16 protein-coding genes and 2 riboswitches are annotated in these 16,962 nt (G+C 67.5%); of the genes, 10 read left to right on the top strand and 6 right to left on the bottom strand.

Annotation, left to right across the window (positions count from 1 at the left end):
- Window positions 1–9 precede the first annotated feature (9 nt).
- Complete coding sequence (locus QCD75_RS12830) at window positions 10–792, top strand: CPBP family intramembrane glutamic endopeptidase (RefSeq protein ID WP_301229155.1); 783 nt, start codon at window positions 10–12, stop codon at window positions 790–792.
- Between the two features lie 204 nt (window positions 793–996).
- Here QCD75_RS12830 and QCD75_RS12825 read toward each other — a convergent pair whose 3' ends face one another.
- Window positions 997–1,635 carry a VOC family protein gene (locus tag QCD75_RS12825; RefSeq protein ID WP_301229153.1) on the bottom strand — a complete coding sequence of 213 codons (639 nt, stop codon included), beginning with the start codon at window positions 1,633–1,635 and terminating at the stop codon, window positions 997–999.
- 203 nt (window positions 1,636–1,838) lie between these two features.
- Window positions 1,839–1,954, top strand: a riboswitch (SAM riboswitch).
- 64 nt (window positions 1,955–2,018) lie between these two features.
- Here QCD75_RS12825 and QCD75_RS12820 point away from each other — a divergent pair.
- The 3 genes from QCD75_RS12820 (at window position 2,019) to QCD75_RS12810 (ending at window position 6,305) form a co-directional block, all read left to right on the top strand.
- On the top strand, window positions 2,019–3,335 hold the full coding sequence (locus QCD75_RS12820) for a bifunctional o-acetylhomoserine/o-acetylserine sulfhydrylase (RefSeq protein ID WP_301229151.1): 1,317 nt from the start codon (window positions 2,019–2,021) through the stop codon (window positions 3,333–3,335).
- A gap of 91 nt (window positions 3,336–3,426) precedes the next feature.
- Window positions 3,427–3,542: riboswitch (SAM riboswitch) on the top strand.
- An 11-nt stretch (window positions 3,543–3,553) separates the two neighbouring features.
- Window positions 3,554–4,741 carry a homoserine O-acetyltransferase MetX gene (gene metX, locus QCD75_RS12815; protein ID WP_301229149.1) on the top strand — a complete coding sequence of 396 codons (1,188 nt, stop codon included), beginning with the start codon at window positions 3,554–3,556 and terminating at the stop codon, window positions 4,739–4,741.
- A 181-nt stretch (window positions 4,742–4,922) separates the two neighbouring features.
- A complete protein-coding gene (locus QCD75_RS12810) occupies window positions 4,923–6,305 on the top strand; it encodes an MFS transporter (RefSeq protein WP_301229147.1) in 1,383 nt (460 codons plus the stop codon).
- Window positions 6,306–6,428: 123 nt separating this feature from the next.
- Here QCD75_RS12810 and QCD75_RS12805 read toward each other — a convergent pair whose 3' ends face one another.
- Complete coding sequence (locus tag QCD75_RS12805; RefSeq protein ID WP_301229241.1) at window positions 6,429–7,328, bottom strand: LysR family transcriptional regulator; 900 nt, start codon at window positions 7,326–7,328, stop codon at window positions 6,429–6,431.
- Window positions 7,329–7,535: 207 nt separating this feature from the next.
- Here QCD75_RS12805 and mmsB point away from each other — a divergent pair, with 207 nt between their 5' ends.
- Together mmsB and QCD75_RS12795 are read left to right on the top strand one after the other, a co-directional pair.
- Entirely contained in the window at window positions 7,536–8,438 is a 903-nt protein-coding gene (mmsB, locus tag QCD75_RS12800; protein WP_301229145.1) for a 3-hydroxyisobutyrate dehydrogenase, read from the top strand.
- A 109-nt stretch (window positions 8,439–8,547) separates the two neighbouring features.
- On the top strand, window positions 8,548–10,032 hold the full coding sequence (locus QCD75_RS12795; protein ID WP_301229143.1) for a CoA-acylating methylmalonate-semialdehyde dehydrogenase: 1,485 nt from the start codon (window positions 8,548–8,550) through the stop codon (window positions 10,030–10,032).
- A gap of 109 nt (window positions 10,033–10,141) precedes the next feature.
- On the opposite strand, the gene QCD75_RS12790 is transcribed toward QCD75_RS12795, so the two are convergent.
- Entirely contained in the window at window positions 10,142–10,654 is a 513-nt protein-coding gene (locus QCD75_RS12790; protein WP_301229141.1) for a hypothetical protein, read from the bottom strand.
- A 131-nt stretch (window positions 10,655–10,785) separates the two neighbouring features.
- A complete protein-coding gene (locus QCD75_RS12785; protein ID WP_441005483.1) occupies window positions 10,786–11,661 on the bottom strand; it encodes an SGNH/GDSL hydrolase family protein in 876 nt (291 codons plus the stop codon).
- A gap of 70 nt (window positions 11,662–11,731) precedes the next feature.
- Here QCD75_RS12785 and QCD75_RS12780 point away from each other — a divergent pair, with 70 nt between their 5' ends.
- Complete coding sequence (locus QCD75_RS12780; RefSeq protein WP_301229139.1) at window positions 11,732–12,379, top strand: alpha/beta hydrolase; 648 nt, start codon at window positions 11,732–11,734, stop codon at window positions 12,377–12,379.
- A 37-nt stretch (window positions 12,380–12,416) separates the two neighbouring features.
- Here the strand turns inward: QCD75_RS12780 and QCD75_RS12775 are convergent, their stop codons facing one another.
- Entirely contained in the window at window positions 12,417–12,653 is a 237-nt protein-coding gene (locus QCD75_RS12775) for an RNA-binding S4 domain-containing protein (protein ID WP_301229137.1), read from the bottom strand.
- A gap of 33 nt (window positions 12,654–12,686) precedes the next feature.
- On the opposite strand from QCD75_RS12775, the gene QCD75_RS12770 reads away from it, so the two are divergent.
- From QCD75_RS12770 to QCD75_RS12760, 3 genes are all read left to right on the top strand, one after another.
- Complete coding sequence (locus tag QCD75_RS12770) at window positions 12,687–13,655, top strand: DMT family transporter (protein WP_301229135.1); 969 nt, start codon at window positions 12,687–12,689, stop codon at window positions 13,653–13,655.
- Window positions 13,656–13,949: 294 nt separating this feature from the next.
- A complete protein-coding gene (locus QCD75_RS12765; RefSeq protein WP_301229133.1) occupies window positions 13,950–15,335 on the top strand; it encodes a glycine--tRNA ligase in 1,386 nt (461 codons plus the stop codon).
- Window positions 15,336–15,337: 2 nt separating this feature from the next.
- Entirely contained in the window at window positions 15,338–16,339 is a 1,002-nt protein-coding gene (locus tag QCD75_RS12760; protein WP_301229131.1) for a GNAT family N-acetyltransferase, read from the top strand.
- 180 nt (window positions 16,340–16,519) lie between these two features.
- On the opposite strand, the gene QCD75_RS12755 is transcribed toward QCD75_RS12760, so the two are convergent.
- Window positions 16,520–16,906 (bottom strand): hypothetical protein, encoded by a 387-nt coding sequence (locus tag QCD75_RS12755; protein ID WP_301229129.1) that lies wholly within the window; start codon window positions 16,904–16,906, stop codon window positions 16,520–16,522.
- Between the last annotated feature and the right edge of the window lie 56 nt (window positions 16,907–16,962).

Here is a 16,962-nt window from a genome sequence, read left to right as displayed (position 1 = left end):
GATAGGAACATGCTGGTTCCCTCCCGCCGTCGCCTGCGGCTAGAAGTCTGGATCGTCCTGGGCCTGTCCCTGGGGCAGTCCGCCGTGTATTCGGTCGTTCAGTTGCTCGACAAGCTGACCCGGGCGCCGCTGTCCGAGGCCACCTCGACGCTGAACCGTTCGCAAAGCACCCGCGAATACTTTGACCTCACCTACCAGCTGCTGGATATCTTCTTCGCCCTGGTGCCGGTGGTCCTGGCGCTGTACTTCCTGACCGACCACCTGACGCCGGGCCCGGCCGGCCGCGGCAGCCATGGCGCCACGGCATTCCAGAAACTGGGACTCAATTTTGCGCGCCCCGGCCGGGACCTGCTGCAGGGCTTCGGTCTGGCGGCGCTGATCGGCATCCCGTCGCTGGGCATCTACGCCGCCGGGCGCGCGCTTGGCATTACGACGTCGATCATCCCCAGCGCGCTGGACGCCTACTGGTGGACGGTGCCCGTGCTGGTCCTCTCCGCGGTCCGGCACGGGGTCGTGGAGGAAGTGATCGTGGTGGGCTACCTGCTGGACCGGCTCCCCAAACTCGGCTGGAGCCTGCCGCTGGCGATCTTCGCCAGTTCGATCCTGCGCGGCAGCTACCACCTCTACCAGGGCTTCGGGCCGTTCATCGGCAACGCCATCATGGGTGTGATCTTCGCGCTGGTCTACACCAGGACCCGGCGCCTCATGCCGCTGGTGATCGCCCATGCCGTGCTCGACACCGTGGCGTTCGTTGGCTTCAGCCTCTTCGGCAAGGCCATCGGCCTGGGCTAAGCGAAAGCACCAACCCCCAACCCCCAACCCCCAACCCCCAACCACCGAGCAACGCGGGGTCACTTAGCGCCCATCCGAAGCCTCAGGACGGGCGCTAAGTGACCCCGCGTTGCTCGGGCCGGGCGTTAAAAGATTTCGGCCGCCATCGGTGGGTGACGTCATTGGCACCCGCTGATGTCGGCCGAAGTGTAGGGCGGTAAAGCGTTAGATGGTGACGGCTCCGGAGGCCGTCTCGAACGTGACGGAGAGGATACCGGGGGTGCCGCGGGGAGCGAGCCAGTTCACGGCCACGTCTTCCAGCGGCTTCTCCACCGGAACACCCAGCCATTCGGTCACGCGCTCTGCCGAGCCGGCAATCGTGAGCGCGGACATCTTGACGTTGCTCTCGTAGGCCTTCGACGGGTGGAGTTCCGGATCGCCTTCCCACTTGAGCATGTACGGGACCTGGGGATCGGAGATGAGTCCGAGGATGCCAATCTGCTTCCAGACCAGTTCGCGGCCGTCGGGGAACTTGCGGTTGCCGTTGACGGCGGCGCGGCCAAGCCGTTCCTCGAAGGGGGCCAGGTCGTCCACTTCGACGCACCAGCCCATCCAGCCGCCGCCTGCTTCGGAGCGGGCGCGGACGGCCTGGCCGAAGGGTGCTTTGTCCGACGCCGGGTGGTTTAGAACCTCCACGACCTCGACATATTTGTGTCCCGCAAGCGGGATGATCATGTTGCGGGTCCCGAATCGGGGGTGTACTCCGCCCTTCACGGCTTCCACGCCGAGGGCAGACGCAATTCGTTCGGTGGTGGCAGCGAGGCCATCTTGTTCACAGGCGTAAGAGACGTGATCCATGCGCATGCCCTCATCTTGACACTTTGTGATGCGGCTCTCAGCTTAGGTAGTCCTAACCGTGATGGGACGTCCAGTTCGGGGGCACCGATACGTGAATGTTTCCTTTGTCAATAGGCTATTTAAGGTGCCCGATCCTGCCGCCGCCCGCGCAACTTCATCTTCGTCATAAAGCTATCCACAGCCCGGACACGGTTCCTAGACTGGGGGCAGGTCATGAGTGCCAGCACACAGCCCCGGCTCGCTGGCCGGCAACCCTCGTATCGCGGTGGGGTGCCCCGGGTGAAGACCTGGCCTGCCGGCGACCGCCGGACGGCAAGCGCGGCGCCAGTACTGTCCCGGGCGAACGAGTCCGGGGTTGCCTGTGCCCAGTCCCCAAAAGGAGCCTCCCGATGTCCAGTGCCTGGTCTTTCGAAACCCGCCAGATCCATGCCGGCCAGGAGCCGGACAGCGCCACCGGCGCCCGCTCGCTGCCTATCTACCAGACGACGTCGTTCGTCTTCCCCAGCGCCGAAAGCGCCGCCAACCGCTTCGCCCTTGCCGAACTGGCGCCCATCTACACCCGCATCGGCAACCCCACCCAGGACGCCGTCGAACAGCGGGTGGCCAGCCTGGAGGGCGGACTCGCGGCCCTACTGCTGAGCTCGGGCCAGGCCGCGGAGACCTTCGCGATCCTCAACGTCGCAGAGGCCGGCGACCATGTGGTGGCCAGCCCCAGCCTCTACGGCGGCACCTACAACCTGCTCGCGCACACCCTGAAGAAGTTCGGCATCACCGTCACCTTCGTGGAGGACCCGGACAACCTGGCCCAGTGGCGTGACGCCGTGCAGCCGAACACCAAGCTGTTCTTTGGCGAAGTGGTCTCCAACCCCCGCCAGGACGTGCTGGACATCGAGGGCATCTCCCAGGTGGCGCACGAGGCCGGTGTCCCGCTGATCGTGGACAACACGCTCTCCACCCCGTACCTGATCCGGCCGATCGAGTGGGGTGCGGACATCGTGGTGCACTCCGCCACCAAGTACCTTGGCGGCCACGGCGCCGCGATCGCGGGCGTGATCGTGGACTCCGGCAACTTCGACTTCGGCAAGGACCCGGAGCGTTTCCCCGGCTTCAACACCCCGGACCCCACCTACAACGGCCTGGTTTACGCCCGCGACCTCGGCGCGGACGGTGCCCTCGGTGCCAACCTCTCCTACATCCTCAAGGCGCGCGTCCAGTTGCTGCGCGACCTCGGCTCGGCAGTGTCCCCGTTCAACGCCTTCCTCATCGCCCAGGGCATCGAGACCCTGAGCCTGCGCATGGAGCGGCACGTCGCCAACGCCATCAGGGTGGCCGGATGGCTCGAGGCGAGGGACGACGTCGAATCCGTCGCCTACGCGGGGCTGCCCTCCAGCCCCTGGTACGAGCGCGGCCGCAAGTACGGCCCGAAGGGTACCGGCGCCGTCGTGTCCTTCAATCTCGCCGGCGGAGCCGAGGCCGGAAAACACTTCGTCGACGCACTTGAACTGCACTCGCACGTGGCGAACATCGGCGACGTGCGCTCCCTCGTCATCCACCCGGCGTCGACCACGCACAGCCAGCTCTCCCCGGAACAGCAGGCCGTTGCCGGCGTGAATCCCGGCCTGGTGCGGCTCTCGGTGGGCCTGGAGCACATCGACGACATCCTCGCTGACCTTGACGCCGGATTCCGCGCGGCCAAGACCGCCTGAACGCCTGGCCGGGGCGCCGGTTTAACCAGGGGTGTCATACGGGCGTCACAATCTTCGCCACCGGGCCGCCGCATTTCGTACACTCAGTGAAGGTCATGAGTGCCAGCGACAGCCCCGGCTTGCTGGCCGGCAACCCTCCTTTTGCGGCGGGGTGCCCCGGGTGAAGACCTGGCCTGCCGGTCAGCTGACGGCGGGCAAGCGCGAAGTTAGGTCCTCAGATGACGATTGCCGTCACCCGACAGGGTGCACCTGTAAGCAAAACCTCCCACGCCGATGCCCCCTCTCCGGGCGCCCCGGACGCTGCTGCCCCGGCCGGCACTGTTCCGGATGGTACGGTCCGGTACCTCCGGATTGGCGACCTGGCGCTCGAGTCCGGCGCCCGGCTGCCTGACGTCGCCCTCGGCTACGAGACGTGGGGGACGCTCAACGCGGACCGCTCCAACGCCGTGCTGATCGAGCACGCGCTGACGGGGGACACTCATGTGACGCGGGGCGCCAGCGAGGAGCCGGGCTGGTGGGAGCAGCTCGCCGGTCCCGGCGCGCCGGTGGACACGGACAAGTACTTCGTCGTCTCGATCAATATTCTTGGCGGTTGCTACGGCTCCACGGGCCCCTCGTCGACGGCGCCGGACGGAAAGCCCTGGGGCTCACGGTTCCCGCTTGTCACGCTCCGGGACACGACCGAGGCCGAAGCCAGGCTGGCGGACGCCCTGGGCATCCGCAGCTGGTACGCCGTGCTCGGCGGTTCGCTGGGCGGGGCGCGTGCCCTGGAATGGGCCGTCAGCCACCCGGAACGGGTCCAGCGCTGCGCAGTGATTTCGGTCGGAGCCAGCAGCACCGCCGAGCAGATTGCCTTCGCCCAGGCCCAGACGCTGGCCATCCGGCAGGACCCGAACTTCAACGGCGGGGACTACTACGGCGGACCCGAACCGGAAGCCGGCCTGGCCCTGGCCCGGCGGATAGCGCACATCACCTACCGCTCGGCCGCGGAGCTGGACGGACGTTTCGGCCGGAACGCCCAGGACTCTGAGGCCCCGCTGGAAGCTGGGTCCCTCGCCGGGCGCGGGCGCTACCAGGTGGAAAGCTACCTCGACCACCAGGGCAACAAACTGGTCCGCCGCTTCGATGCGAACAGCTACATCGCCATCACCGAGGCGCTCATGAGCCACGACATCTGCCGGGGCCGCGGCGCCCTCGCGGAGGCCCTGGCTCCGGCCACGGCGGCGTTCCTGGTGGCGGCCGTCGACTCGGACCGGCTGTACTTCCCGGCCCAGTCCCACGCGCTCGCCGAGGCCCTGCCGGGCGAGGTTGCGGTGCACACCATCCAGGCGCCGATCGGGCACGACGGCTTCCTGACCGAGATCGGCCAGCTCAATGACCAGCTCCGGCAGCACTTCTTCGGCTAGTCCATCGGCCCAAAACGGCGTCCCGTGTGCATTTTTGCAGATGCGCTCTGCACTAATGGCCGTTGAGGCCCGCTCCGGAAGGGACCATACTCGTGGGTAATGGCGCCGCGTGTCTTACATCACAAGCGCCCTCCTCCCGAATGGTCCATAGGGTGTCGACGGAGACACCGAAGGAGTCACAATGAGTACGGAAAACGCGGCCGCGAGGCGCGCAGAAGAGCCGGACGTCAAATCGTCCGGCCTGAAGAAGGTGGTTGCTGCCTCCATGGCCGGCACCGTTGTCGAATGGTATGAGTTCTTCCTCTACGCCTCCGCAGCCACCCTTGTTTTCGGCAAGGCCTTCTTCCCCAATTCCGGGACCGAGCTGGACGGCATCCTCGCCGCCTTCCTCACCTACGCTGTGGGCTTCATCGCCCGCCCGATCGGCGGCATCGTCTTCGGCCACTTCGGCGACAAGTTCGGCCGCAAGCAGCTGCTGCAGCTGAGCATCATCCTGGTCGGCGTTTCCACCTTCCTGATGGGCTGCCTCCCCACCTTCGCGCAGATCGGTTACTGGGCTCCGGCACTGCTGGTCTTCCTGCGCTTCGCCCAGGGCTTCGCCGTCGGCGGTGAATGGGGCGGCGCCGTCCTGCTCGTCGCTGAGCACAGCCCCAGCAAGTCCCGCGGCTTCTGGGCCAGCTGGCCGCAGTCGGCCGTACCGCTGGGCAACCTCCTGGCCACCGCCGTGCTGTTCGGCCTCTCCGCCCTGCTTTCGTCCGCGGACTTCCTGTCCTGGGGCTGGCGTGTGGCGTTCTGGCTCTCCGCCGTGATCGTGCTCGTGGGCTACTACATCCGCACCAAGGTCAGCGACGCCCCCATCTTCCTGGAGGCCCGCAAAGAAGTCGACGCCGGCCACAAGGGCTACGGCGTCAAGGAAGTCTTCCGCCGCTACCCCCGCGGTGTCTTCACCGCCATGGGCCTGCGCTTCGCGGAGAACATCCTCTACTACCTTGTGGTCACGTTCTCCATCACCTACCTCAAGACGGTGGTCCACACCGACACCTCACGGATCCTGCTCCTGCTGCTCGTGGCTCACTTCATCCACTTCTCCGTCGTGCCGATGGTCGGCCGCATGTCCGACCACTTCGGCCGGAAGCCCGTCTACATGGCCGGTGCCGTCCTGGGCGCCACCTGGGGCTTCTTTGCCTTCCCCATGATGGACACTGGCAACGATTTCATCATCCTTGCCGCCGTCACCATAGGCCTGCTCTTCCACGCCCTCATGTACGCCGGCCAGCCGGCCATCATGGCCGAGATGTTCCCGACCCGGATGCGCTACTCCGGCGTCTCGCTGGGCTACCAGGTCACCTCGATCGTCGCCGGCTCGCTGGCCCCGATCATCGCCGTCGCCCTGCTGAGCCAGTACAAGTCCTCCACCCCGGTGGCGATCTACCTGCTCGGCGCCTGCCTCGTCACGATGGTGGCCGTGTTCTTCCTTAAGGAAACCCGCGGCATCTCCCTGCACGACGTCGACGCCGCCGACGCCCAGGGCACCGCCGACCTCCTTGCCGCCAGCAAGAGGTAGCAGTCAAGAAGTAACAGGCGATATCCACCTGCTAAGAATCATTGGCGGATGAGCGACAGCCCGGTCCCCACAATGCGGGGACCGGGCTGTCGCTGTTGAAGGGGCCCAGCCCGCGAGGACGGCTCAGCCGGCGAGGACGTCCTGGCGTTCGGAGATCTCCGTCCGGATCGCCCCGAGCACCGCCTGCACCGGGGCCGAACGCAGTGATTCGGCGCGTGCCGCCGCCCAGATCGGCAGCTGCCGCTGGAAGTCATCCGGCAGCACGGGCACGAAGTTGGGGTCGCCGACGGCCAGGAAGTTGGGCAGCAGGCCGATCCCTGCACCCCGCCGGACGGCCTCGAGCTGGGCAAAGATGCTGGTGGCCTGGAAGCTGGAGCGCGGGACGGGAAGCTGGGTGGAGCGGTGGCCAAGCTCGGCGACCTGCAGTGCCGATTCCACGTAAGAGACGAAACCGTGCTGCCGGACGTCGTCGAGCGTCGCCGGCAGGCCGTGCTCCCGGGCATACTGCGGACTGGCGTACAGCCGGAGGAAGTAGTTGGACAGGAAGATGGTCTGCGCGTTGCTGACGTCCAGATTGCCCACCACCACCTCGAGATCAACCCCGGACCGGTTCTGGCTGACCTTGCGGGTGGCGCTGAGCATTTCAACGTTCAGCAGCGGGTGGCCCCGCTGCAGCCGGACCAGCGCCGGTGCGAGGAACTCGGCGCCGAAGCCGTCGGGGGTGCTGATCCGGACCAGCCCCGACAGCACATCGTCGGACCGGGCGATCCGGTTCGTGAGTGCCCCGAGGGTGCCCTCGATCGCCTCGGCGGCTGCCACGGCCTCGGCGCCAAGGTCCGTCAGCTCCCAGCCGTGCGGGCTCCGCTCGAGGGTGCGCCCGCCCAGCTGTTTGTCCAGCGCCAGGATCCGGCGGGAGATGGTGGTGTGGGTGGTGCCAAGGGCTTCCGCCACCGCATTGAACCTGCCCAGCCGGGCCACGGTCAGCAGGATGAGCAGGTCGTCCGGGCTCGGAAGCCGCCGCAAGTCCACAATGACTCCTCTGAAATCAGGTATGTGCATCCATGCACATACTATCTGTAGTTTTTTCCCTTGATTGCACTGTAACAGGGTGTGATGCTTGACATGGAGAGTCCGGCGAAACGGCCGGACCACAGGCAGCACAACAAGCAGCCGCAAAGCAGCACCCACAGCACTACGCGCAGCAAGAAGCAAAGCAAAGGAGCTTATGCCATGGCAGTTATCGCTTGGATCGGACTGGGGAACATGGGCGGGTCCATGTCTGTGAACCTCGCCAAGGCCGGCCATGATGTCCGCGGGTTCGACCTCAATGCCGAGGCCGTCGCCGCGGCGGAGGCAGGCGGAGTAAAGCCTGCGGCAAGTATCGCCGACGCCGTCGACGGTGCGGACGTCGTCTTCACCATGCTCCCCAAGGGCGAGCACGCCCGCGCTGTCTACCTCGGCGAGGACGGCGTCCTGGCCCACGCGGACACCCGGACCCTGCTGGTGGACTCCTCCACGATCGACATCGCCTCCGCCCAGGCCCTGCACGACGCCGCGGCTGCCGCCGGCTTCCGCTTTGTCGACGCCCCGGTCTCCGGCGGCATGAGCGGCGCGAAGGCCGCCACCCTGACCTTTATGATCGGCGGCGAAGCCGGCGCCGTGGCCGAGGCCACCGAGTACATCAGGCCGATGGCCGCCAACATCATCCCCGCCGGCGGCGCCACCACCGGCCAGGCCGCGAAGATCTGCAACAACCTCATGCTCTTCATCAACCTGGCGTCCACCGCGGAGGGTGCCGTCCTCGCGGACCGGCTCGGACTGGACAAACAGGTCTTCTGGGACATCGCGTCCGTCTCCTCCGGCGACAGCTGGGCGCTGCGCACCTGGTACCCGGTAGCCGGCGTGGTCCCCACCGCGGCCTCCAACAACGACTTCGCCCCGACCTTCACCACCGAGCTGGCCAACAAGGACATCGGCCTCGCCATCAGCGCGGCACGCGACACTGGCACCCCGCTGGAAATCGGCCAGCACGTCCAGCAGCTCTTCCAGCGCCTCATCGACTCCGGCAACGCAGGCATGGACTGCTCCGCGATCGTCAAGCTGGTCGACGGCACCCTGGAGGCCGGCAAGTAGGCGCCTCCCGGTCAACACGGCCGAGCAAACGCCGCCACGCAACGGCCCTGCGCGGGCAGTCCCCGCGCACCGCTGCCCTTATCAGCTCCCCACGAAAGAGAACCTCCCCATGGAACGCATCCCGCACTTCATCAACGGCGCCCTGATTTCCGACGCCGAGCGCTACGGCCCGGTCTTCAACCCGGCCACCGGCGAGCAGGAAAAGGAAGTTGCCCTCGCCTCCGCCGACCGCGTTGAGGAGGCCATCCGTGCCGCCCGCGCGGCCCTGCCCGGCTGGCGCGCCACCAGCCTCGGCAAGCGCACCAACATTTTCTTCAAGGTCCGCGAACTGCTGCTGCAGCGCCGGCCAGAGCTGGCCGCCCTGCTGACCAGCGAACACGGCAAGGTCCTCTCCGACGCCGAGGGCGAGATCACCCGCGGCCTGGAGAACATCGAATTCGCCACCGGACTGTCCCACGCGCTCAAGGGTGAGCGCTCCGAGCAGGTGGCCGGCGGCGTCGACGTCCACTCGGTGCGCCAGCCGGTTGGGGTGGTCGCCTGCATCACGCCGTTCAACTTCCCGGCCATGGTGCCGCTGTGGATGATCGGCAGCGCCCTGGCCTGCGGCAACACCGTGCTGCTCAAGCCGAGCGAAAAGGACCCGTCCTCGGCCGTCTTCATCGCCCAGGTCTTCGCCGAGGCCGGCCTGCCCGCCGGTGTCCTCAACGTCGTCCATGGTGACAAGGAAGCCGTCGACGTGCTCCTGGAACACCCGGACGTCAAGGCCATCAGCTTCGTCGGCTCGACGCCGATTGCCCAGTCCATCTACAAGCGCGCCGCCGACCACGGCAAGCGCGTCCAGGCCCTGGGCGGCGCCAAGAATCACATGGTGGTCCTGCCGGACGCGGACCTGAACATGGCCGCCGACGCGGCTGTCTCCGCCGCCTACGGATCCGCCGGCGAGCGCTGCATGGCCGTCAGCGTCCTGGTCGCGGTCGGGAACATCGCCGATGAGCTCGTCGGCGCGATTACCACCCGGATGGGGACCCTGAAGATCGGTCCCGGCACGGACCCCTCATCCCAGATGGGCCCGCTCATCACCGCCGCGCACCGCGACAAGGTCGCCTCCTATGTCGCCGGCGCGGCCAGCGAAGGGGCCACCGTGGTGGTGGACGGCCGGGAGCAGAACTTCGATTCCAACGGCTTCTTCATCGGCGTCAGCCTGGTCGACCACGTCAAGCCCGGCATGAAGGTCTACGACGACGAGATCTTCGGCCCGGTCCTCTCCGTGGTCCGCGTCGAAACCTACGCCGACGCCGTCAGGCTCGTCAACGACAACGAGTTCGGCAACGGCGTGGCGATCTTTACCCGCGACGGCGGCGCCGCACGGCAGTTCGAGTTCGACGTCGAGGCCGGCATGGTGGGCGTCAACGTGCCGATCCCGGTTCCGGTGGGGACCTTCTCCTTCGGCGGCTGGAAGAACTCGCTCTTCGGCGACACCCACATGTACGGCCCCGAGAGCATCCGCTTCTACACCCGCGGCAAGGTCGTCACCACCCGCTGGCCGGATCCGTCCACCTCGGTGATCGACCTCGGCTTCCCCCAGGTCGACTGACCCCCCACACCCCCGCCCCACAAACAACGCGGGGTCACTTACAGCCCATCCGTGACCGGATTATGGGCGGTAAGTGACCCCGCGTTGGTGGTGGTGGTGGTGGTGAGAGTTAGCCCTTCATGATCTCCGCGCGCTGGGCCATGTAGTTCTCCATGGTGAGCTCGCCGTCGCTGTACCGCTGGTCCAGTTCCGCGAGCTTGCGTGCACGGAAGCCCTGCGGGGCCGACGGCGGCGGGGGCACCGCCGGGGCGGAGGGCTGCTGTGCGTCCTGCGGCTGGAAAGCCTGGGGCCGGTTGCCGGGGTATCCCGGGCTGTCCCCATAAGGGACCGGGGGCTGCTGGCCCGGGTACGGCTGGTTCGCCGGCGGCATGGGCTGCTGGGGCGCGCCCAGCTCGCCGAATGCCCCGTAATAGTCCCGCTGGGTGAACCCGTCACGCGGCTGCTTGTTCTGCTGGCCCGGGTATCCCGCCCCGCCGCCGGAAGGGTTGCCGGGGAACTGCCCGAACTGGTCCGGGAAGCCGTTCTGGTTCTGGTTCCGCCCGCGCACCGACTTCTTGTAGTAGCGCATCGCCATCGGGATCAGGAATGACAAAACGATGATCCAAAAGAACAGACTGTTCACGGTACCGTGCCTCTCAGGAAGTGTCCTCCCAGCTTAACGCCCGCACCCCCGCCGTCGTGCCCTGTCCCGTCGTGCCCCAGTAGTGCACGCCGGGACAGGCGCCCTGGTCAAGGCGGCGCCGGTCAGGACGCTCAGGGGCGCACGGGCTCTTCGGCGCCGGGGGGCCCCTCGCCCGAGCCGAGCGGCATCCCGGGGCCGAAGACCGGCCCCGGGAGGGGGCGCTTGGCCGTGACGCCGTCGCCGGAGGATCGGTTCCGGAGCCGGCGGACCACCCACGGGACGAAGTATTCGCGCGCCCACACCAGATCGCCGGACCGTGCCTGCCGCCAGCTGCGCTGCGGCAGGGGTTTGGGGGAGAGGGGTTCCAGGGTGTGCTCGACGTTGAGGGAGTCCAGGACCATGGCCGCGATGGTGTGGTGGCCCAGCGGCGAGAAGTGCAGCCGGTCCGCATCCCACATCTGCGGATCGTTCAGCTGCCTCAGGGACCACATGTCCGCAATGACGGCGTCGTGGCGCGCCGCGATGGTGCGGAGGTTCTCGTTGTAGATGGCCACCTTGCTGCGCACCCGGCCCAGCACGGACGAGCCGGTGTCGGGGCCGTTGAAAAGAACCACCGTGGCGCCGGCCAGGGTGAGGATCTGCACCACCGAGTCCAGTTTCTCGGCCAGGGCATCCGGATCCCCGCCGGGGCGGATCAGGTCGTTCCCGCCGGCCGACAGCGTCACGAGGTCGGGCCGGAGGGACAGGCAATGGGCCAGCTGCTGGTCCACGATCTGCTGCAGGAGGCGGCCCCGGACGGCGAGGTTTGCGTAGGCAAAGTCCTCGTGGCCGCGGCTGAGCTCCTCGGCCACCCGGTCCGCCCAGCCACGGTGGCCGCCAGGACTCGCCGGCTCGGGGTCACCGATGCCCTCCGTGAAGGAGTCCCCCATGGCCACATAGCGGGTCCAGGGGTGGGTGACGGCGTTCTCCGGTGCATTCTCCATGGCTTCAGTTTCGCTCACCTTCATATCGTGCACTCTTCGTGCAAAGCTACGCCACCGTAAGTTGTTACTTCCGGGTAACTGTAAGAATGGAGCCATGACTCACGCAGCCTTCCCCGCCCCCGTTGTCCTATGGTCCAAGCCCGAGGAGGAGCGTGCAGGCAAGCCGCTGCTGCTCCTGTTGCACGGCTACGGCGCCAACGAACAGGATCTCCTGAGCCTGGCGGACGTGCTGCCGCAGGAGTTTGTGGTGGCATCGCTGCGCGCACCGCTGGTTTCCGGCCCCGGGTTCACCTGGTTCCCGCTGACGGCATCGATCGAGTACTCCCTCGATGCCGTCAAGGATGCCGCCTCGTATGTGGAGGACTGGCTCGACTCGGTCCGGCCGAACCACCCGTCCGTCACGCTGCTGGGCTTTTCGATGGGGATGGCGCTGGCCACCACCTTGCTGCGGCGGCGGCCCGCGGACTATGCCGCCGTCGTCGGCTTATCAGGTTTTGCCGTCGACGCCGCCGGGGATCCCAGCTTCCGCGACGCCGAACTGGACGGGACGGTGCCGATGTTCTGGGGCCGCGACCAGCAGGATCCCGTGATCTCGCCCGACAAGGTCGAGTTCACCATGGGCTGGGTGCGCAAGCACGTGAAGCTCACCAAGGTGCTTTACACGGGGATGTGGCACGGCATTAACCAGCAGGAAATCGGGCACGTCTCGGAGTTCCTCACCCATGGCGTGCTGAGCAAGTAGGCTGACGATGCCGGGCGGCAGTCCGCCCGGCGGGGTTCTAGGCTCCCTCGGGAGTGCTGATCCGCACGGTCCTGCCGTTCACGGTGACGGTGTCGCCGTGGTGGAGCTGGCGGCCCCGGCGCTCGTCGATCTCACCGTTAACCTTGACGAGCCCGCTCTTGACCAGCTCCGCTGCCTCCACCCCGTCCTCGACCAGACTGGCCAGCTTCAACAGCTGACCGAGACGGATCATGTCGTCGCGGATGGTGATCTCTTCAATTTCCGGGTTGCTCATACAAGCAATGATGCCTGACGTAAGGTGACAGCAATGACGCACACGCCCCGGCTTCCGTTCCTCGCCGGGCTGCCGCTCGCCGTGGCAGCGGGGCTGTTCATGCCCGTCCAGGGCAGGATTAACGGCGCCCTGGGTGCGGCGCTCCAGGATGGAATCGCCGCCGCAGTGGTGAGTTTCACCACCGGTCTGGTGGTGATGATCGTAATATCGCTCGTGCTGCCAAAAGGCCGGGCCGGGCTGGCGCGCATCGTGCCGGCGGTCCGGGAGCGCCGCTTCCCGCCCTATTACGTCCTGGCCGGCTGCATCGGCGGGTTCTTCGTCTTCGCGCAGTCCTTCACCGTGGGCCTGCTGGGTGTCGCCCTCTTTACTGTCGCCAGCGTGACCGGGCAGACCCTCAGCGGGCTGCTCGTGGACCGGATGGGGATCGGACCGGCCGGCAAAAGATCCATCACCGGCATCCGGGTGCTCGGCAGCATCCTGACTGTCGCCGCCGTGGCCTGGGCGGTCTCGCCGCGCTTCTCCGCCGCCGGTTCAGGGGCGGGGGAGCTGCTGGTTCCGCTGCTCCTCCCCGTGCTGGCCGGATTCCTGATGAGCTTCCAGCAGGCCATGAACGGCACCGCCGCGATGCACTACGGCACGCCCATCGCCGCGACCCTCATGAACTTCATCGCCGGCGGGGTCATGCTCTGGGCTGCCTGGCTGGTCAAGATCGCCGTCGCGGGACCGGGCAACGCGCTGCCGGCTGAGTGGTGGTACTACCTGGGCGGGCCCATCGGGTGTGTCTTCATCGGAGTCGGCGCCGTGCTGGTCCGCAGCCTGGGTGTGCTGGTGACGGGACTCGGCATGATCGCGGGCCAGCTGCTGGGTTCCCTGGGACTGGATCTGGTGTTGCCGGCGCCCGGCACCGTGGTGGCGCTGCCCACCGTGCTGGGAACCCTGCTGACCCTCGCCGCGATTGTGCTCGCGAGCCTGCCCTGGCCCAGAGGCGCCCTGCGGCGCTGAGGGGGACGCCGACCCCCGCCGGCCCGAACCCGCCCGGGCCCGACCCCCGCCGGCCCGAACCCGCCCGTCCTGCGCCCCCATCCTGCGGCGGGCGGCGCCGGGGGCCAGCAGGCCGGTAGGCTAGGAGGCGCAGCTTCCTGCACCGCCAACATTGAGCCCCGGCTGATTGTTGTGCGGGTGCTGTGTCTGCGTTTAAGTCTTGCGTTTCAGCAGTGCCCCGTCCGGCAACCAGCCGGGGTCCCGGGGCTCAGACCGCGGACCGCACCCAGCGGCCCTGTAGAAAGTGGAGTTCCCATGGCAGCAAAGTCCGTCCTCGACCAGATCATTTCCCTCGCCAAGCGCCGGGGTTTCGTATTCCAGGCCGGTGAAATCTATGGCGGCTCGCGTTCTGCCTGGGACTACGGGCCCCTGGGCGCCGAGCTCAAGGAAAACATCAAGCGCCAGTGGTGGCAGTCCGTGGTCCGCGGCCGCGAAGACGTCGTCGGCCTCGACTCCTCCGTGATCCTGCCCCGCCAGGTCTGGGAAGCCTCCGGACACGTCGACGTGTTCTCCGACCCGCTGGTCGAGTGCCTCTCCTGCCACAAGCGCTACCGCGCCGACCACCTTGAGGAAGAGTACGAGGAGAAGAAAGGCCGTCCCGCCGAGAACGGCCTCAAGGACATCGCCTGCGCCAACTGCGGCACCCGCGGCGAATGGACCGAACCCCAGGAATTCTCCGGCCTGCTTAAGACCTACCTCGGCCCGGTGGCCAATGAGGAGGGCCTGCACTATCTTCGCCCGGAAACGGCCCAGGGCATCTTCGTCAACTTTTCCAACGTGCTCACCACCTCCCGCAAAAAGCCCCCGTTCGGCATCGGCCAGATCGGCAAGTCCTTCCGCAACGAGATCACGCCGGGCAACTTCATCTTCCGCACCCGCGAGTTCGAGCAGATGGAAATGGAATTCTTCGTCGAACCCGGCACCGACGAGCAGTGGCACCAGTACTGGATGAAGGAGCGCATGTCCTGGTACACCGGCCTCGGCATCCGGGAAGACAACCTGCGTTTCTTCGAGCACCCGCTGGAGAAGCTCAGCCACTACTCCAAGGGCACCACGGACATCGAATACCGCTTCGGCTTCCACGGCTCCGAGTGGGGCGAGCTTGAGGGCATCGCCAACCGGACCGACTTCGACCTGACCACGCACTCCAAGGCCTCCGGCCAGGACCTGAGCTACTTCAACCAGGCCACCAACGAGCGTTACACCCCGTACGTGATCGAGCCGGCGGCCGGCCTGACCCGGTCCTTCATGGCGTTCATGATCGACGCGTACACCGAGGACGAGGCGCCCAACGCCAAGGGCGGCGTCGACATCCGCACCGTGCTCAAGCTGGATCCGCGCCTGGCCCCGGTCAAGGCAGCCGTGCTCCCGCTGAGCCGCAATGAGGACCTGTCCCCGAAGGCCAAGGACCTCGCCGCCCAGCTGCGCAAGAGCTGGAATATCGAATTCGACGACGCCGGCGCAATCGGCCGCCGTTACCGCCGCCAGGATGAGATCGGCACCCCGTTCTGCATCACCGTGGACTTCGAAACCCTGGACGACCAGGCCGTCACGATCCGCGAACGCGACACCATGAGCCAGGAGCGCGTCTCCCTGGACAAGGTGGAGGGCTACCTGGCCGCACGGCTGATCGGCGCCTGATCGTGGCGATCTCCTACCGTGAATGGCGCGACGGCGACGACCTCGCCCTGCTGGAAATCTGGGGCGGCCCCGAAACCGAGCAGGCCAGGCAGTTCCGTGGCACCCTCGCACCCTCGGGCAGCGCGCCATGGCGCCGCTGCATCGTGGCCGAGGACGTCGTCGACGGCGTGGCCATCCCGGTCGCGGCCGGTGTGGTCCACGAGGCCTCGCTGCACCCCGAACGCCTGTGGGCGTACCTCGAGGTCGACCGGCTCCACCGCCGCGCGGGCGTCGGCTCCACGCTGCTGACCATGCTGCGGCACGAAGCCGCACAGTCGCCGTCGGGCGTCTCCCGGCTCCGGACCAAGGTGGAGCCGGGCACCCCCGGTGCGGCCTTCGCCGAGGCGGCGGGCCTGGCCCCGATCCAGCGTTCCCGGCTCGTCGTCGTCGAGCCGGGGGCCCTCCGGCTGCCGGTCTTCGGTGACGGTTCGGAGGCTGCCGCCGCCGAACAGGTCGAGGACCTCGCGACCGGCTCGGTGGAGCTCAGCGACGTGGTGGGCCGGTACTACACGGCCGTGCACGGCTGGGACAGCCCCGGTGAGCTCAGCATCGGCACGGTCCAGCGCCTGTTCCTGGACGAGCTCAGCGGGGCCCACGGCGCCATTGTGCTGCGGGCGCCCAAGGCGAGCGCGTTCGGCCCGGGGGTGCCGGCCAGCAAAAAGGGCCAGCTCCAGGCCTTCGCGATCAGCTACGCCGAGCTCGCCCCCGACAAGGCGGCGGGGGAGGGCGCGGCCAAATCCGGCCATCCCACCGACGTGTTCCTGGGCCACGAGCCCAAACTCCCGGCCGACGAGGCCCGGGCCGCCGTCCGGGACCTGCTGGCGCTGATTGCGTTCCAGCACCCAGTGGTTCTCGAACTGGACGACTCGATGGAGGCGCTGCGCGCCGTCGTCGAGCCCTTGCTGGAGAGCGGCAAGGCGCGCCTCCAGGGCGCCGAGACTCTGGTCGTTTCCGACCCGGCCTAGGCCCTGACGCAGCTGACCCGCAGTAGTGAAACTACTGCGGGTCAGCTGCGTTTACGGCGGCCGTACGGTCGATCGCGCCGTCCGGTTCGTCTGGTGCGCGGAAGTTACCGCCCTGGCGAAGATCGCCGTCTACCGCGCCGAGCCAGCGAGAGAAACGGCCGATAGCGCGTTGCGTGGCACTCAGCGACCGCCCTTGTCGATGTACTCCTGGCCGTTGTAGTGCAGCTGAAGGTTTCTGATGCGGCCCTCGGTGAAGGTGAAGAACTCCGCGAAGGTCATCTTCCCGCCCGGCATCGTGGCCCCATACAGCACCGCCGATCCGGTTTCATCGTGCACGTCGCGAACAACGTCTATGTTCTGGACCGTCGCAATGAAGCCGGCCACCCCGTGAAGGAAGCCTTCCGTGGAGTCAGGCCGGTGTCCGGCCAGAGGGCCGGTGAAGTCGAGGTGGGGCGAGAGCAGCCCCCGCAGCTGGGCGCCGTCCTGGTATGCCCCGGAACCTCCTTCGAGGATGCGGTAATAGTCCCGCAGGACTGCAGGAGCACTGGATGACAACGTGGCGGACATCGGAGAATCACCTCGGAGGCGGGTCGGGACGGTGCTTTCCTTTTTCCAGTAACCGC

The organism is Arthrobacter sp. PsM3, from assembly GCF_030433895.1.
In the GTDB taxonomy this organism is placed as follows: domain Bacteria; phylum Actinomycetota; class Actinomycetes; order Actinomycetales; family Micrococcaceae; genus Arthrobacter.
The sequence above is the reverse complement of the archived record's forward strand: the minus strand, read 5'-3'. Positions and strand labels throughout refer to the sequence as shown.

Coding starts and splice junctions, on each gene's coding strand:
- mmsB (WP_301229145.1), top strand. CDS start 7,536: ATGGCAGTTATCGCTTGGATCGGACTGGGGAACATGGGCGGGTCCATG.
- QCD75_RS12810 (WP_301229147.1), top strand. CDS start 4,923: ATGAGTACGGAAAACGCGGCCGCGAGGCGCGCAGAAGAGCCGGACGTC.
- QCD75_RS12775 (WP_301229137.1), bottom strand. CDS start 12,653: ATGAGCAACCCGGAAATTGAAGAGATCACCATCCGCGACGACATGATC.
- metX (WP_301229149.1), top strand. CDS start 3,554: ATGACGATTGCCGTCACCCGACAGGGTGCACCTGTAAGCAAAACCTCC.
- QCD75_RS12780 (WP_301229139.1), top strand. CDS start 11,732: ATGACTCACGCAGCCTTCCCCGCCCCCGTTGTCCTATGGTCCAAGCCC.
- QCD75_RS12785 (WP_441005483.1), bottom strand. CDS start 11,661: ATGAAGGTGAGCGAAACTGAAGCCATGGAGAATGCACCGGAGAACGCC.
- QCD75_RS12830 (WP_301229155.1), top strand. CDS start 10: ATGCTGGTTCCCTCCCGCCGTCGCCTGCGGCTAGAAGTCTGGATCGTC.
- QCD75_RS12755 (WP_301229129.1), bottom strand. CDS start 16,906: ATGTCCGCCACGTTGTCATCCAGTGCTCCTGCAGTCCTGCGGGACTAT.
- QCD75_RS12795 (WP_301229143.1), top strand. CDS start 8,548: ATGGAACGCATCCCGCACTTCATCAACGGCGCCCTGATTTCCGACGCC.
- QCD75_RS12770 (WP_301229135.1), top strand. CDS start 12,687: ATGACGCACACGCCCCGGCTTCCGTTCCTCGCCGGGCTGCCGCTCGCC.
- QCD75_RS12765 (WP_301229133.1), top strand. CDS start 13,950: ATGGCAGCAAAGTCCGTCCTCGACCAGATCATTTCCCTCGCCAAGCGC.
- QCD75_RS12820 (WP_301229151.1), top strand. CDS start 2,019: ATGTCCAGTGCCTGGTCTTTCGAAACCCGCCAGATCCATGCCGGCCAG.
- QCD75_RS12825 (WP_301229153.1), bottom strand. CDS start 1,635: ATGCGCATGGATCACGTCTCTTACGCCTGTGAACAAGATGGCCTCGCT.